The organism is Streptomyces sp. NPDC048197 (genome assembly GCF_043202395.1).
GTDB lineage: Bacteria > Actinomycetota > Actinomycetes > Streptomycetales > Streptomycetaceae > Streptomyces > Streptomyces siderophoricus.
In genome coordinates, this window is sequence record NZ_JBIDAJ010000070.1 from 1 (window position 1) to 14,549 (window position 14,549).

General features: G+C 69.7%; 13 protein-coding genes, 1 rRNA gene and 1 riboswitch. Of the genes, 2 read left to right on the forward strand and 12 right to left on the reverse strand.

Annotation, left to right across the window (positions count from 1 at the left end):
- The first annotated feature begins 326 nt into the window (after positions 1 to 326).
- Positions 327 to 521, forward strand: coding sequence for a DUF5999 family protein (locus tag ACGF4C_RS38940; RefSeq protein ID WP_030416598.1), 195 nt, complete (start codon positions 327 to 329; stop codon positions 519 to 521).
- A 78-nt stretch (positions 522 to 599) separates the two neighbouring features.
- Here ACGF4C_RS38940 and gcvP read toward each other — a convergent pair whose 3' ends face one another.
- Positions 600 to 3,485 carry an aminomethyl-transferring glycine dehydrogenase gene (gcvP, locus tag ACGF4C_RS38945; protein ID WP_393573352.1) on the reverse strand — a complete coding sequence of 962 codons (2,886 nt, stop codon included), beginning with the start codon at positions 3,483 to 3,485 and terminating at the stop codon, positions 600 to 602.
- 188 nt (positions 3,486 to 3,673) lie between these two features.
- Positions 3,674 to 3,771, reverse strand: a riboswitch (glycine riboswitch).
- 114 nt (positions 3,772 to 3,885) lie between these two features.
- Between gcvP and ACGF4C_RS38950 the strand changes: the two genes are divergently transcribed.
- Positions 3,886 to 4,281 carry a PRC-barrel domain-containing protein gene (locus ACGF4C_RS38950; protein WP_030416596.1) on the forward strand — a complete coding sequence of 132 codons (396 nt, stop codon included), beginning with the start codon at positions 3,886 to 3,888 and terminating at the stop codon, positions 4,279 to 4,281.
- On the opposite strand, the gene ACGF4C_RS38955 is transcribed toward ACGF4C_RS38950, so the two are convergent.
- The 11 genes from ACGF4C_RS38955 to rrf all read right to left on the reverse strand — a co-directional run.
- Positions 4,179 to 5,642 (reverse strand): DNA polymerase IV, encoded by a 1,464-nt coding sequence (locus ACGF4C_RS38955; protein WP_393573355.1) that lies wholly within the window; start codon positions 5,640 to 5,642, stop codon positions 4,179 to 4,181. The two genes, ACGF4C_RS38950 and ACGF4C_RS38955, sit on opposite strands and share 103 nt — an antisense overlap.
- Before the next feature lie 66 nt (positions 5,643 to 5,708).
- Complete coding sequence (locus tag ACGF4C_RS38960; protein WP_201802580.1) at positions 5,709 to 6,314, reverse strand: MerR family transcriptional regulator; 606 nt, start codon at positions 6,312 to 6,314, stop codon at positions 5,709 to 5,711.
- Positions 6,315 to 6,509: 195 nt separating this feature from the next.
- Positions 6,510 to 6,983 (reverse strand): bifunctional nuclease family protein, encoded by a 474-nt coding sequence (locus tag ACGF4C_RS38965; RefSeq protein WP_006606439.1) that lies wholly within the window; start codon positions 6,981 to 6,983, stop codon positions 6,510 to 6,512.
- 56 nt (positions 6,984 to 7,039) lie between these two features.
- Positions 7,040 to 7,786, reverse strand: a complete 747-nt coding sequence (locus ACGF4C_RS38970) for a MerR family transcriptional regulator (RefSeq protein WP_393573358.1) — start codon at positions 7,784 to 7,786, stop codon at positions 7,040 to 7,042.
- 17 nt (positions 7,787 to 7,803) lie between these two features.
- Entirely contained in the window at positions 7,804 to 8,652 is an 849-nt protein-coding gene (locus ACGF4C_RS38975) for an FHA domain-containing protein (RefSeq protein ID WP_393573360.1), read from the reverse strand.
- Positions 8,653 to 8,770: 118 nt separating this feature from the next.
- Entirely contained in the window at positions 8,771 to 9,733 is a 963-nt protein-coding gene (locus ACGF4C_RS38980) for a DUF881 domain-containing protein (protein ID WP_393573362.1), read from the reverse strand.
- Positions 9,734 to 9,738: 5 nt separating this feature from the next.
- Positions 9,739 to 10,071: a small basic family protein gene (locus ACGF4C_RS38985; protein WP_003984969.1), complete on the reverse strand. Its 333-nt coding sequence runs from the start codon at positions 10,069 to 10,071 to the stop codon at positions 9,739 to 9,741.
- Positions 10,068 to 11,000, reverse strand: a complete 933-nt coding sequence (locus tag ACGF4C_RS38990) for a DUF881 domain-containing protein (RefSeq protein ID WP_199816471.1) — start codon at positions 10,998 to 11,000, stop codon at positions 10,068 to 10,070. The genes ACGF4C_RS38985 and ACGF4C_RS38990 overlap by 4 nt, the downstream gene beginning before the upstream one ends.
- Before the next feature lie 75 nt (positions 11,001 to 11,075).
- Positions 11,076 to 13,571 (reverse strand): sugar phosphate nucleotidyltransferase, encoded by a 2,496-nt coding sequence (locus tag ACGF4C_RS38995; RefSeq protein WP_393573365.1) that lies wholly within the window; start codon positions 13,569 to 13,571, stop codon positions 11,076 to 11,078.
- A 121-nt stretch (positions 13,572 to 13,692) separates the two neighbouring features.
- The gene (locus ACGF4C_RS39000; protein WP_030815048.1) at positions 13,693 to 14,304 is read right to left on the reverse strand and encodes a CDP-alcohol phosphatidyltransferase family protein; all 612 of its coding nucleotides are present in this window, start codon (positions 14,302 to 14,304) and stop codon (positions 13,693 to 13,695) included.
- A gap of 150 nt (positions 14,305 to 14,454) precedes the next feature.
- Positions 14,455 to 14,549, reverse strand: a 5S ribosomal RNA gene (rrf, locus tag ACGF4C_RS39005); the annotation flags it as partial.

Sequence of the window (14,549 nt, forward strand, 5' to 3'; positions counted from 1 at the left end):
AGCCTGCATCTGGCACAACTGGGCCACTGGCGCCAAGATCAAACGATCCCTGATCGCCTTCGACCACTGAGAACATCGGACTCATTCATCTAGCCCGCGGGTACCACTCCCAACCCCCTTGGAGAGGAGAGCACTTGGGAGCAACCGCCCGCACGGGTGACGCGTCGATATCGAGTGAGTACCGCTGCTGCGAAATCCCTGCGGAATCCCTTCCGTAGGGCAACACTGGGACCGACCGAAGAAACGGGGGAGCGGCCATGGCCATCTCATCGAGCTCATCGAGCCGCACGACGACGTTCACCACACCGCAGCGAAAGACAACTTCCATGTGTCAGCACCAACCACCTTGCCCCTCAGCGGATTCCACCGACCGGGAGGCCGCACACCTTGTGGCACACCACCCGGAGCAGGGCTGGAGCCTGCTCTGCAACGGCGTCCTGCTCTTCGAGGACACCGGTGAGCTGCTGCCGGACGGGCAGGTCATCGCCCCGCACCGGGCCCGGGTCACCGCGGCGGCCTGACCCCGCGCACCCGGCAAGAACCACCAGGGCCCCCGGCAGAACACCTGCCGAGGGCCCTTGCTGTTGCCGTGGAACGGCTCAGGCGTCGTACGCGTCCAGCGGCGGGCAGGAGCAGACGAGGTTGCGGTCACCGAAGGCGCCGTCGATCCGCCGCACCGGCGGCCAGTACTTCTCGGCCGCCACGACACCGCCCGGGAAGACGGCCTCCTCGCGGGAGTACGGGTGGGTCCACTCGCCGCCGAGCGCGCCCGCGGTGTGCGGGGCGTTGCGCAGCGGGTTGTCGTCCTTGTCCCACTCCCCCGTGCCGACCTTCTCGATCTCCGCGCGGATGGCGATCATCGCGTCGCAGAACCGGTCCAGCTCGGCGAGGTCCTCGCTCTCGGTCGGCTCGATCATGAGCGTGCCGGCCACCGGGAAGGACATCGTCGGCGCGTGGAAGCCGTAGTCGATCAGCCGCTTGGCGACGTCGTCGATGCTCACGCCGGTCGCCTTGGTCAGCGGCCGGACGTCGATGATGCACTCGTGCGCGACCAGGCCGCCGGGGCCGTTGTAGAGCACGGGGTAGTGCGGCTCCAGGCGCTTGGCGACGTAGTTGGCGCTGAGGACCGCGACCTGGGTGGCGCGCTTGAGACCCTCGCCGCCCATCAGGCGGACGTACGCCCAGGAGATCGGCAGGATGCCCGCGGAGCCCCAGGGGGCTGCCGAGATCGGTCCGACGCCGGTCTCCGGACCCGCGGTGGGCTGCAGCGGGTGGTTGGGGAGGTACGGCGCCAGGTGGGCGCGGACGGCGACCGGGCCGACGCCGGGGCCGCCACCGCCGTGCGGGATGCAGAAGGTCTTGTGCAGGTTGAGGTGCGAGACGTCACCGCCGAACTTGCCCGGCTCGGCGAGGCCGACCAGCGCGTTCAGGTTGGCGCCGTCGACGTAGACCTGGCCGCCGGCGTCGTGCACCGCGGCGCAGATCTGGGTGATGTGCTCCTCGAACACGCCGTGGGTGGAGGGGTACGTCACCATCAGGACCGCGAGCTCGTCGCGGTGCTTCTCGATCTTGGCGTGCAGGTCGTCGGCGTCGACCTCGCCGTCCTCGCCGGTCTTGACGACGACGACCTTCATGCCGGCCATTACGGCGCTGGCGGCGTTGGTGCCGTGCGCGGAGGACGGGATCAGGCAGACCGTGCGCTGCTCGTCCCCGTTGGCGCGGTGGTAGGCGCGGACGGCCAGCAGGCCGGCCAGCTCGCCCTGGGAGCCGGCGTTGGGCTGGAGGGAGACCTTGTCGTAGCCGGTGACGGTGGCGAGGCGCTCCTCCAGCTCCTGGATCAGCGTGAGGTAGCCCTGGGCCTGGTCGGCCGGCGCGAAGGGGTGCAGCTGGCCGAACGCGGGCCAGGTGACCGGCTCCATCTCGGTGGTGGCGTTCAGCTTCATCGTGCAGGAGCCGAGCGGGATCATGCCGCGGTCCAGCGCGTAGTCCTTGTCCGCGAGGGTGCGCAGGTAGCGCAGCATCGCGGTCTCGGAGCGGTGCTCGTGGAAGACCGGGTGGGTGAGGTAGTCGTCGGTGCGCAGCAGGGTCTGCGGGAGCGTTTCGTCGGTGGCCGCGTCGAGCTTCTCGATGTCGGCCTGCACGCCGAAGGCGGCCCAGACCCCGGTCAGCTGGGCGCGGCCGGTGGTCTCGTCGCAGGCGATGCCGACCAGGTCCGCGTCGACCTGGCGGAGGTTGATGCCGGCCTCGCGGGCGGCGGCGACGACCTCGGCGGCCCGGCCGGGCACCCGGGCGGTCAGCGTGTCGAAGTATGCGCCGTGGACCAGCTCCACACCGCCGGCCCGCAGACCCTCGGCGAGGATGGCCGCGTAGCGGTGGGTGCGCCGGGCGATGGTCCGCAGGCCCTCGGGGCCGTGGTAGACGGCGTACATACCGGCCATGACGGCGAGCAGCACCTGCGCGGTGCAGATGTTGCTGGTGGCCTTCTCACGGCGGATGTGCTGCTCACGGGTCTGCAGCGCGAGCCGGTAGGCCCTGTGGCCGTCGGCGTCCACGGAGACGCCCACGAGGCGGCCGGGGAGGCTGCGCGCAAACTGCTCGCGCACCGCCATGAAGCCGGCGTGCGGCCCGCCGAAGCCCATCGGGACGCCGAAGCGCTGGGTGGTGCCGACCGCGATGTCCGCGCCGAGCTCGCCCGGCGAGGTCAGCAGGGTCAGCGCGAGCAGGTCGGCGGCGACGGTGACGATCGCGCCGAGCTCGTGGGCGTGCTCGATCAGGGCGCGCGGGTCCCGGACTGCCCCGGAGGCGCCCGGGTACTGCAGCAGGACGCCGAAGACGCCGCGCTCGGCGATCTCGGCGGGGATGCCGTCGGAGAGGTCGGCGACGACGACCTCGACGCCGGTCGGCTCGGCGCGGGTCTCGATCACGGCGATGGTCTGCGGCAGGCAGTCGGCATCGACGAGGAAGACGCCCTGCTTGACCTTGCCGACGCGGCGGGAGAGCGCCATCGCCTCGGCCGCCGCGGTGCCCTCGTCCAGCAGGGAGGCGCCGGAGGTGGGCAGTCCGGTCAGGTCGGCGACCATCGTCTGGAAGTTCAGCAGCGCCTCCAGGCGGCCCTGCGAGATCTCCGGCTGGTACGGGGTGTACGCCGTGTACCAGGCGGGGTTCTCCATGACGTTGCGGAGGATCACCGGCGGGGTGAACGTGCCGTAGTAGCCCAGGCCGATCATGGAAGCCAGCACCTGGTTGCGGTCCGCGAGGCCGCGCAGCTCCTGGAGGACCTCGGCCTCGGTACGGGCCTGCGGCAGGCCGAGCGCCTCCGCGCTCTTGATCACGTCGGGGACGGCGGCGGCAGTGAGCTCGTCCAGCGACCCGAAACCGATGTGCGCCAGCATCTTGGCCTGCGCCTCGTGGTCGGGGCCGATGTGCCGGTGCTCGAAGGGGGTGCCGCGCTCCAGCTCGGTCAAGGAGATGCGGTTGGTGGTCATCTGCGGGGGCCTCCTGGTCGGTACGACCTACGAGGGGCACCACGGCGCGGGTGCCCGGACGGCCTCCCCCTCTGTCATCTCAACCTGAGAGCTTCACCGGCCCGCGCACGGCGGCCCGGCTTTCACCGTCGGTGAGGAGGGGTCCCGGAGCTGTGCCTTCCGCGGCCCGCCCTGCTTTCCAGAGTGACCTCGTCCGTGCGGTACGTGTGCCTGAGAGATTCCGGGGAGGATTTGCTCCTTCGGCGCCCTCGTCGCGAACGACAAAGGACTCTCCCGCACGGGTTCTGCGGCCATTCGCCAGCCTACCAGCGCACCACTCGAAGGATCCTTCGAGTGGCCGGGGCATGAAATGTGCCGTTTGGTAGTTGTCACGGGGCAGTTGCGACCAATTGGAGGGGCCGTGCAAACCGATATCGATCCCCGGAGCCTGATCGGCCGCAAAGCGTTCGACCGTAACGGCGCGAAGATAGGCACCATCGACGAGGTCTATCTCGACGACGCGACGGGGGAACCGGAGTGGGCAGCCGTACGCACCGGGCTCTTCAGCCGGGACGCGTTCGTCCCCCTGGAACCCAGCAAAATGGTCGGCGAGAGCCTGCACATCCCGTACGACCGCAAGCTGATCAAGGACGCCCCGGACTTCGGTGTGGGCCGCCATCTCTCCCCTGAGCAGGAACTTCAGCTCTACCACCACTACCGCCTGGATATCTCCTCCCCCGACTCCGACCCGGTGTCCCCCGGCAACTCGGGCACCTCCGACAGCGACTTCGGCAAGATCGCCGGATCGGAGGACTGATCCGCCCCGGGCCCCCCGCCCACCAGCGGCAGGGGCTCTCCCGGCCGTAGCGCCGGGTCCTCGACGGCAAAGGTCCGCACCCTCCCCGGTGCGGACCACGGCGTCTCGAAGCGGACGGTCACTCTCCCCAGCCCACTGCCCTGTACCCACCCCGCGCCGTACTCGTCGTGGACCACGTCCACGCCCGGGTGCCAGCGGCGCGGCCGCTCCTCCTCAGGTGCCTCCTCGGCGGGCTCCGCCCCGGCCCGCTCCTGCGCGGCCCGCGCCAGCTCCTCGGCCTCCCGCTCCGTCATCAGCTGGGCGAAGAGGTCTTCCTGGGTGAAGTCGGCCAGCCCGCTGACCCCCACACCCAGCAGCCGGACGCCGCCGGTGGTGTCCACCAGCTCCAGCAGCCGCACCGCGGCCTCCCGGATGACCGCGGGGTCGTCGGTGGGCCCGCGGAGCGTCTCGGAGCGGGTCAGCGTCGAGAAGTCGTAGTTGCGCACCTTGATCACCACCGTGCGCCCGGAGCGCCCGGCCGCCCGCAGCCGCTGGACGCAGCGGTCGGCCAGCCGCAGCACCTCCGTCCGCACCCGCGTCCGGTCGGTCAGGTCGACCTCGAAGGTGTCCTCGACGGAGATGGACTTGGCGTCGCGCTCGGCCACCACGGGACGGTCGTCCTGCCCCAGGGCCATCGCGTACAGCCCGGCGCCGTGCGCCTTCCCCAGGAGACGTACCAGCTCCGCCTCGCCGGCCTCCGCGGTCTCCGTGATCGTGTGGATCCCGGCCCGGCGCAGCGTCTCGGCCGTCGCGGGCCCCACCCCGGGCAGCGTCCGCACCGACATCGGGCCCAGCAGCTCCCGCTCGGTGCCGGGCGGAATGACCACCAGGCCGTCCGGCTTGGCCTGCTCGGACGCGATCTTCGCCAGCATCTTGGCGCCGGCCAGCCCCACCGAGCCGGTCAGGCCGGTCGCCGCCCGGATGTCGCGCCGCAGCTGCTCCCCCACCGCCCGTACCGCGGCCGTCTCCGGAGCCACCCCGCCCGCCTCCAGGTCCACGAACGCCTCGTCCAGGCTCAGCGGCTCCACCAGCGGCGACAGGGCGTGCAGCAGCCTCATGACCGTTTCACTCACCTGGCGGTACAGGGTGAAACGGGGACTGAGGTATGCGGCGTTGGGGCACAGCCGGCGCGCCTGGGCCGTCGGCATCGCCGAGCGCACCCCGAAGACCCGGGCCTCGTACGACGCCGTGGCGACGACGCCACGCGGCCCGATCCCGCCGACCACCACCGGTTTCCCGCGCAGGCTCGGCTTCGCCGCCTGCTCAGCAGAGGCGTAGAACGCATCCATGTCCAGATGCAGGATCGTCGGCGCGGGTCTCACATGTCCGATGCTGCCGCATGGCACTGACAATCGACCCGCCGCCGGGCCGGGGCCCGGGCGTGCGGCTCAGCCGGCCCGGTTGCGCCGACGTGCCAGTTCGTCGTGCGGGTTCTTCCCGATCAGCGTCTCGCCGGTGTCCACGCGCTCCCCGTGCAGCTGCGAGAGGGCGCCCTCCACGTCCCGCCACACCACGCCCACGGCGATCCCGAAGACGCCCTGGCCGCCCTGGAGGAGGTCCACGACCTGGTCGGGCGAGGTGCACTCGTAGACCGTCGCGCCGTCGCTCATCAGGGTCATCCGCGTCAGATCCGCCAGCCCCCGCGCGCGCAGGTGCTGGACGGCGGTGCGGATGTTCTGCAGCGAGACCCCGGTGTCCAGCAGCCGCTTGACGATCTTCAGGACGACGACGTCCCGGAAGCTGTAGAGCCGCTGGGTGCCGGAGCCGTACGCGGGCCGGATGCTCGGCTCCACCAGGCCGGTGCGCGCCCAGTAGTCGAGCTGCCGGTAGGTGATGCCCGCTGCCGCGCATGCGGTCGGGCCGCGATAGCCGATGTTCTGCGCCTCGCAGTCCCCCGACACCGCCGCGGCCGGTGCCGGTGCGCAGTTCGCCGTTGCGCCCGCGTGGAGCGGCAACGCCCCTTCCGCCGCCATACCGTCGCCGGTGATTGCCACGCCGCCCTCCGTCCTCCACGTCCCGGACGGGACCTGCCATATCGACGGTATGCAGTCACTCGGGGTGCGTCAACGATCGCCGCGCTCGCCACGCCGAGTGATAATCACCCTACGAGTGGTTTCTCGTGACCTCGCGCGGGGAATGGCTAAATAGTTTGGCCGGAATCAGACCCTTCGCCCCTCCAGCCACGCCGGCTACTGGCTGTTGGTCCCGAAGTCCTCGGGGGAGATCTGGTCGAGGAACTCGCGGAACTTCTCCACCTCGTCCTCCTGCTCGTCCGGGATCGCGATCCCCGCGTCGTCCAGCACACCGTCGGTGCCGAAGATCGGCGTTCCGGTGCGCAGGGCCAGCGCTATCGCGTCGGACGGACGGGCACTGACCTCCACCCCGCTGGCAAAGACCAGTTCCGCATAGAAGACCCCCTCGCGCAGATCGGTGATGCGCACCTGCGTCAGCTCCTGCCCCACCGCCTCCAGCACGTCCTTGAAAAGGTCGTGCGTCAGCGGCCTGGCGGGGACCATGCCCTGCTGGGCGAAGGCGATGGCGGTGGCCTCACCCGGCCCGATCCAAATGGGCAGGTAACGGTCGCCCCCCACCTCCCGCAGGAGCACGATCGGTTGGCTGGAAGGCATTTCCACCCGGACACCCACGACGTCGAGCTCGTTCACACAGCAACCCTAGGACGTGCCCGGCAGGTTTGGGTAGTCGGGCACTCTTTTGCTCACTACGGCCGGCCCCGCAGCGCGCTCTGCACCAGCGCCGCGTGCAGCCGTACGGAGAGCGTGGCGAGCTCCCTGGCGGTGGCCTCGGCATGGGCCCTGGTCTGCGGATTGCGGTGCCGCCGAAGGGGTGCAACGACCTGCTCGACCAGGCCCGCCTCGCGCTCCGCGGCCGCCTTGACGACCCGCAGGTGCCGTGGTTCGAGACCGAAACGCCCCAGGTCGGCGACGAGTTTGGCGACCGTGACGGCCTCGATGTCGTATCCGCCGTCCGCATGGGGGACGATGAGTCCGTACGACTCCCAGTCGGCGAGCGCCGCCTCGTCCACCTCGGCGGCAGCCAACAGCTCGGCCCGGCCGATCCGGGCAGCCGTGGGGTTTTCCTCGCCCGCTTCCGGGACGCCCTCGATCAGATCGCGGGCAGGCGCGGCGGGTGCCGGCAGCGTGACCTGCTCCCCGCGCTCGATGGCGTCCAGATGCTCGCGGATGACCTTCAGCGGCAGATAGTGGTCGCGCTGCATCCGCAGGACGCTCGCCAGCCGCTCCACGTCGGCCGGGGTGAATTTGCGGTACCCGGAAGGCGTGCGCTTCGGCTCGACCAGCCCCTCGGCCTCCAGGAAGCGGATCTTGGAGATGGTGACCTCGGGGAACTCCTCGCGCAGCTGGTTGAGCACCGTGCCGATGCTCACCGGCTTGCCGGCCGAGGAGGCGGTGCCGGAATCCCCGGCACCGCCTTTCGGTGTATGGCGCATGTGCCTTCCCTGGCCGGTCAGATGCCGGCGCCTCGCTGGCTCGCGTAGAAGACCAGGCGGTACTTGCCGATCTGGACCTCGTCGCCGTTGTTGAGGGCGACGGAGTCGATGCGCTCACGGTTGACGTAGGTGCCGTTCAGGCTGCCGACGTCGGAGACCGTGAAGAGGCCGTCCGGGCCGCGACGGAATTCCACGTGCCGACGCGAGACCGTCACGTCGTCGAGGAAGATGTCGCTCTGCGGATGCCGGCCCGCCGTCGTCAGCTCGCTGTCCAGAAGGAAGCGGCTGCCGGAGTTAGGACCGCGGCGGACGATGAGCAGCGCCGAACCCAACGGAAGGGCGTCCACGGCCGCCTGGGCCTCCGGCGACAGCGCGGGCGAGAGATTCTGGCCCGTCGTCTCCGAGTCGTAGGCCTCGAGCCCCGAAATGGAGATCGTCGACGTCGTCTCGGACGCCCGCTCGGGCTGCGCACCTGCGCGCAGCGGCGCGCCGCAGTTGGAGCAGAACCGGCTCGCCTCGGCGTTCCGGTGCCCACACCTCGTACAAACCGGCAAGGCCGGACCTCCGCCCGTGGGTGCGGCTGATGGTTCCTGGGAACCTATGCGGGCGGCACCGGAGGGGTCAACAGAACCCGCGCCGTGCCCCCCGGACGGACCGCCGACCTCGTCACGGAAGAGGGGACGGTTCTCGGCCGCGCCGCTCTCGTCGGCCCGGCCCGCAGCGCGATGCCGCGCCGAGCCGCTGCCGCCCTCCTGGCGCGCGCTCTTGCCGAACAGCTTTCCAAACAACTTCACGGGCGATTCCCCTTGAACGAAACAGACCCGCCCGTGGGGCAGGACGAACCCTCGATGCACACACCGGCCCATCCGGACATCCAGTGAACGTCCGTGGCCTCCAGACAGTTTCCACCACACACCACACGCACGGTGCGTCGACCCCCCGCTACCTCATGCCCTCCTGGGGCACTCGACATACCTGTACGCCTCACTGCGATGACGACCGAGCGTAGTCAGGCCGCTTCGCCGCCCGCAAGGCGTCCACAATGATCTTCTCCTCACGGGTCACAGACACCTTGGCCTGCTCCTTTTCCAGTGTCTGGACCACTCCACCGGGGATGTTCAGCGCCGGTTCCAGATCCTCCGGCTTGCCGATGACCTTGAAGCGGTACGGCTGCGTGACGCGCCGGCCGTCGATCTCCACCCCGCCCCGGACGTCCGAGAGGGAGGTGTTCGCGACGACCCGGACGTCGTTGACCTGGATGGCCTCGGCGCCGGCCGCCCGCAGCTCCTGGATGGTGTCCAGCAGCTTGTCCGCCTCCACGGAGTGCGTCGGGTCGTCGATGGTCAGGTTGATGCCGGGCCCTTGCGCCGCGACGGTCCCGGCCAGCACACCCAGCTGCTGTTCCTTCTCCACGGTCTGCTTACGGGCCTCCTCGGCCTGGTCCGAGCTGTTCGCCAGCTCGGTCTTCTGCCCTTCCAGGCGCCGCTGTTCGTCCGTCAACCGCTGGGAGCGGTTGTCCAGCTCGTCCAGAATGCGAACCAGGTCCTCCTGACGCGCACCTCGCAGCGCACTGCTGTCACTCGTGGAACGTACCTGAATCGCCAGGCCGAGGCCGAGAATGAACAGCAGCAGGGCGACGATCAGTTGAGCCCGGGTCAGCCGCGGCGGCCACAGGCTCGCCACCAGCCGCTCCCGACCGGTCTTCGGGCGTTCCGCGTCCCCGTCGGCGGTGTCCGCCGCCGGGGCCGAGGAGTCTGCCCCGTTGTCCGGCTTCTGTCCAGTCGTGTCCGGTTCCTGGCTTTCCGCGTCGTCCGCGGACTTCGCCGGCTCAGCCGCGCTCCGGCTCTCCGGCGGCATCGGCCGCCGGTCGGCCGCACCGCGCTCCAGCTCCGGCCGTTCCGGGCGCTCCGGCCGCTGCTCCGGGTCCGGCTTCTCGTCCGTTGCCATCCGCCTCACGCCCGGAAGACGTGCCGGCGGATCGCCGCGGCGTTGGAGAAGATGCGGATGCCCAGCACGACGACGACACCGGTGGAGAGTTGGGCACCGACGCCCAGCTTGTCACCGAGGAAGACGATCAGCGCCGCGACGACCACGTTCGACAGGAAGGAGACCACGAAGACCTTGTCGTCGAAGATCCCGTCCAGCATGGCCCGCAGACCGCCGAACACGGCGTCCAGCGCGGCGACGACAGCGATCGGCAAGTAAGGCTCGACCACCGTCGGCACCACGGGCCGCACCACCAGCCCGACCACGACTCCCACGATGAGGCCCAGTACGGCGATCACGATGTGCCCTTCCCTGTGTCGGCGCCGTCCGGCTTGGCGGCACCGGCCTTCGGCTTTGCGGTACGTACGATCAAGCTGGGCGCGGGCGGCAGCGTCAGCTCGCTCTCGGCGGAAATCCTGGCGCGGACGCCGTAGTTCTCCTGCAGGATGTGCAGGTACTGACCGTCGGCGCTGTCCTGGAACGCGGTGCTCAGCCGCTGCCCGTCCCCCACCGCCAGCACCGTATAGGGCGGCACCAGTGGCTTGTTGTCGACCAGTATGGCGTCTCCCGCGGCTCTGATCGCCGAGAGTGACGTAAGCCGCTGTCCATTGACGGAGATGGCCTCCGCGCCCGAGGCCCACAGGCCGTTGACGACGCGTTGCATGTCCCGGTCCCGCACCCGCCCGGTGTCCGAGAAATCGCTGCTCTCCCGCGGCCCGCCGCCACCGGACTCGGCCCCCTTGGCGTCGTCCACGACGAGCTTCACGCCCGGCCCGGTGGCCTGCGTCGAACCGGCCAGCAGGGCGAGCAGTTCGGCCTTGCCCCCACCGTGCTGCTTCAGCGCCTCGCGCTGCATCCTGCTGACGTCGTCCCGCAGCGCGTCGACCCGCTGCTGCTGCCGGTCCGCCTGGCCGGTGCCCTTCTGAATGCGGTTGATCAGCTCCGTACGCTCCTTGGCGAGCGTCGGTGCGGATATCCGGGCCTGTGCCGCCCCGACGGTCACCACGAGCGCGGCCAGCACCAGACCGGCCGCGAGGCCCAACTTCGCCCGCAGGGTGCGCGGCAGACCGCGCACACCCGCCTCCGACTTGCGCGCGGCCGCCTCGGCGTACCCGTCGTCGAGGCTGTGGTCCATCACGTTGGTCAGCAGCGACATGGAGGCGTCGGGGCGCGCGGCCGGTCTGTTCGGTGTGCTCCGATCGGGGCGCTGCTGCGACATGCCGCACATCGTCGCACGTCGGCTCCGCAGTCTCCCAATGGCCCCACCGGCGTGCCGATGCCCGGCGCGCCGGTGGGGTCCGAATCAGCGTCCGGCGCTGTCCACCACGGCCGACCACTCGTCCAGCAGCTGCTGGGCGGAGGCGTCGTCCGGCCCTTCCGCCCACAGGTGCGTGACCGCCTCGGCCGGGTCGGGCAGGACCAGGATCCAGCGGCCGTCGGACTCCACGACCCGGACGCCGTCGGTGGTGTCCACGTCGCGGTCGCCGGCCGCCTCCACGACATGCCGCATGACCAGGCCCTTGACCGCCCAGGGGGTGGCCAGGTCGCGGCGCAGGACGTGGGCCCGCGGGATGCGTGCGTCGATCTGGCTGACCGTGAGCTGGGTGCGGGCGACGAGGCCGATCAGCCGGACGAACGCCGCGGCGCCGTCGAAGACGCTGCTGAACTCCGGGATGATGAAGCCGCCCATGCCGTCGCCGCCGAAGACCGTGCCGTCCTCCCGGCCCACCCGGGTCAGGTCGTCGGGCGAGGTCGTCGTCCACTCCACCTGCGTGCCGTGGTAGGCGGCCACCTGCTCGGCGATACGGGTGGTGGTCACCGGCAGCGCGACCCGTCCACTGCGCCGCTCGGCGGCGATCAGGTCCAGCATGACCAGCAGCGCGCGGTCGTCCTCGATGATGCGGCCGCGTTCGTCCACGAGGGAGAGCCGCTCGCCGACGGGGTCGAAGCGCACGCCGAAGGCGGCCCGCGCCGAGGCCACGATCTCGCCGAGCCGGACGAGACCGGAGCGCCGGGCGTCGGCGGTCTCGGTGGGCCGGGACTCGTCGAGACCGGGGTTGATGGTCAGGGAGTCGACGCCGAGCCGGCCCAGCAGGCTGGGCAGGACCAGACCCGCACTGCCGTTGGAGGCGTCCACGACGACCTTCAGCCCCGACTCTGCGATCCCCGTGGTGTCCAGGGACCGCAGCAGCGAGCCGGTGTACGAGTCGAAGACGCTGGCCGGGAACGCCAGGTCGCCGATCTCGCCCGGGAAGGCGCGGCGGTACTCCTGCCGGGCGAAGACCCGGTCCAGCTTGCGCTGCCCGGCCTGCGAAAGGTCGGCGCCCCGCTCGTCGAAGAACATGATGTCGACGGAGTCGGGCACGCCCGGCGTCGTACGGATCATGATGCCGCCGGCGCTGCCGCGGGCGGTCTGCTGGCGGGCGACCGGCAGCGGGACGTTCTCCAGGTCGCGTACGTCGATGGCGCTGGCCTGCAGGGCCGAGATCACCGCCCGTTTGAGGGCACGGGCACCACGCGAGTGGTCGCGGGCGGTGGTGACCGTGGACCCCTTCTTCAGGGTGGTGGCGTACGCGCCGGCGAGCCGCACGGCGAGTTCCGGGGTGATCTCCACATTGAGGATCCCGGTCACGCCGCGCGCGCCGAACAGATGCGCCTGGCCGCGTGATTCCCAGATCACCGAGGTGTTGACGAAGGCACCGGCCTCGATGGTCTTGAAGGGATAGACCCGCACATTGCCCTGGACGATCGATTCCTCACCGACGAGGCATTCATCGCCGATGACCGCGCCGTCCTCGATCCGGGCGGCCCGCATGACATCGGTGTTCTTGCCGATGACGCAGCCGCGCAGATTGCTCTGCTGCCCGAGATAGACGTTGTCGTGCACCACGGCCCGGTGCAGGAACGCCCCGCTCTTGACGACGACGTTGGAGCCGACGACGGTGTGTTCGCGAATCTCCACCCCGGCCTCGACCTTGGCGTAGTCACCGATGTACAGCGGACCGCGCAACACGGCGTCGGGGTGCACCTCGGCGCCCTCGGCCACCCATACGCCCGGCGAGATCTCGAAACCGTCGATTTCCACATCGACCTTGCCTTCGAGCACATCGGCCTGGGCCTTGACGTAGCTCTCGTGGGTGCCGACGTCCTCCCAGTAGCCCTCGGCGATATAGCCGTAGATCGGCTTGCCTTCCTTCATCAGCTTCGGGAAGACATCACCGGACCAGTCGACGGACACATCGGGCTCGAAGTAGTCGAAGACCTCGGGCTCCATGACGTAAATACCGGTGTTGACGGTGTCCGAGAAGACCTGGCCCCAGGTCGGCTTTTCCAGGAACCGCTCGACCCGGCCGCCTTCGTCGACGATGGTGATACCGAACTCGAGGGGGTTGGGCACCCGGGTGAGGCACACCGTGACGAGCGCGCCCTTTTCCTTGTGGAACCGGATCAGGTCGGTGAGATCGAAGTCGGTGAGGGCATCACCGGAGATGACGAGGAAGGCGTCGTCCTTGAGGGCCTCCTCGGCATTCTTCACACTGCCGGCGGTGCCGAGCGGCTTTTCCTCATTGGCATAGGTGAGCTCCATTCCCAGCTCTTCGCCGTCACCGAAATAGTTCTTGACGAGCGAGGCGAGGAATTGCACGGTAACCACGGTCTCGTTGAGACCGTGCCGTTTCAGCAGCCGAAGTACATGCTCCATGATCGGCCTGTTGGCGACAGGAAGCAGCGGCTTGGGCATGCTGGACGTCATGGGGCGAAGGCGTGTTCCTTCGCCGCCGGCCATCACAACGGCCTTCATGTCGGAAGCGTCCTCCTCTGAGAGACGACGGTCTTGCCGACTTCACTCGCCCAGAGCGCCCGCTGTTCCTGTTCTTACCTACGGGCGCCGGGCCCTGGCACTGCCTGCCGGTTCGAAGAGCTCAGTCGGCGGTGGCGTCCGCCCTGATGAGCCGGCGGACCTGGACCACGTAGAGGATCCCTGCCCACCAGTAGAGCGCCGTACCCCATCCTGCGAACGCCCATCCGAAAACAGCGGCGAGTGAGTGAAGCCAGCCATCTCCGTCGCTCAGCAAGAGCAACGGGAAGGCATACATCAAGTTGAACGTAGCTGCTTTGCCCAGGAAGTTCACCTGGGGAGGGCCGTATCCGTGACGCCCGAGGATTCCCACCGCGATGAGGAGCATCAGTTCGCGCGCCAGCAGGGCCGCGGTGAGCCAGATCGGCAGGATGTCGCGCCACGTCAGACCGACGAGCGTGGACAGGATGTACAGGCGGTCGGCCGCCGGGTCCAGGATCCGGCCCAGGCTGCTGATCTGATTCCAGCGCCTGGCCAGCTTGCCGTCCAGGTAGTCGCTGACGCCGCTCAGGGCGAGGACCACCAGGGCCCAGCCGTCAGCCGCCTTCGGGCCCCCGAATTCAGGCCACAGGATCAACCACAGGAACAGGGGCACGCCGACGAGGCGAGCCATGCTCAGGATATTCGGGATGGTGAGGACGCGATCGGTCTGGACCCGCGTCTCCTGGACCTCCACCGCGGGGGCCTCCTGTGGGAAATGTGCCAACGATGCCCCTTGACCTTACCTGTCCCCCCGACCGGCCCGCGCCGCGGGTCCCAAGATCCACGACAACGCAGAAAAGCCCCGGGGGAACCAATGGCTCCCACGGGGCTTTTCATCAAGTTAGTTCGGCGGCGTCCTACTCTCCCACAGGGTCCCCCCTGCAGTACCATCGGCGCTGAAAGGCTTAGCTTCCGGGTTCGGAATGTAACCGGGCGTTT

Coding starts and splice junctions, on each gene's coding strand:
- ACGF4C_RS38990 (WP_199816471.1), bottom strand. CDS start 11,000: ATGTGCGGCATGTCGCAGCAGCGCCCCGATCGGAGCACACCGAACAGA.
- gcvP (WP_393573352.1), bottom strand. CDS start 3,485: ATGACCACCAACCGCATCTCCTTGACCGAGCTGGAGCGCGGCACCCCC.
- ACGF4C_RS38970 (WP_393573358.1), bottom strand. CDS start 7,786: ATGCGCCATACACCGAAAGGCGGTGCCGGGGATTCCGGCACCGCCTCC.
- ACGF4C_RS38975 (WP_393573360.1), bottom strand. CDS start 8,652: ATGGGCCGGTGTGTGCATCGAGGGTTCGTCCTGCCCCACGGGCGGGTC.
- ACGF4C_RS38980 (WP_393573362.1), bottom strand. CDS start 9,733: ATGGCAACGGACGAGAAGCCGGACCCGGAGCAGCGGCCGGAGCGCCCG.
- ACGF4C_RS38995 (WP_393573365.1), bottom strand. CDS start 13,571: ATGAAGGCCGTTGTGATGGCCGGCGGCGAAGGAACACGCCTTCGCCCC.
- ACGF4C_RS38940 (WP_030416598.1), top strand. CDS start 327: ATGTGTCAGCACCAACCACCTTGCCCCTCAGCGGATTCCACCGACCGG.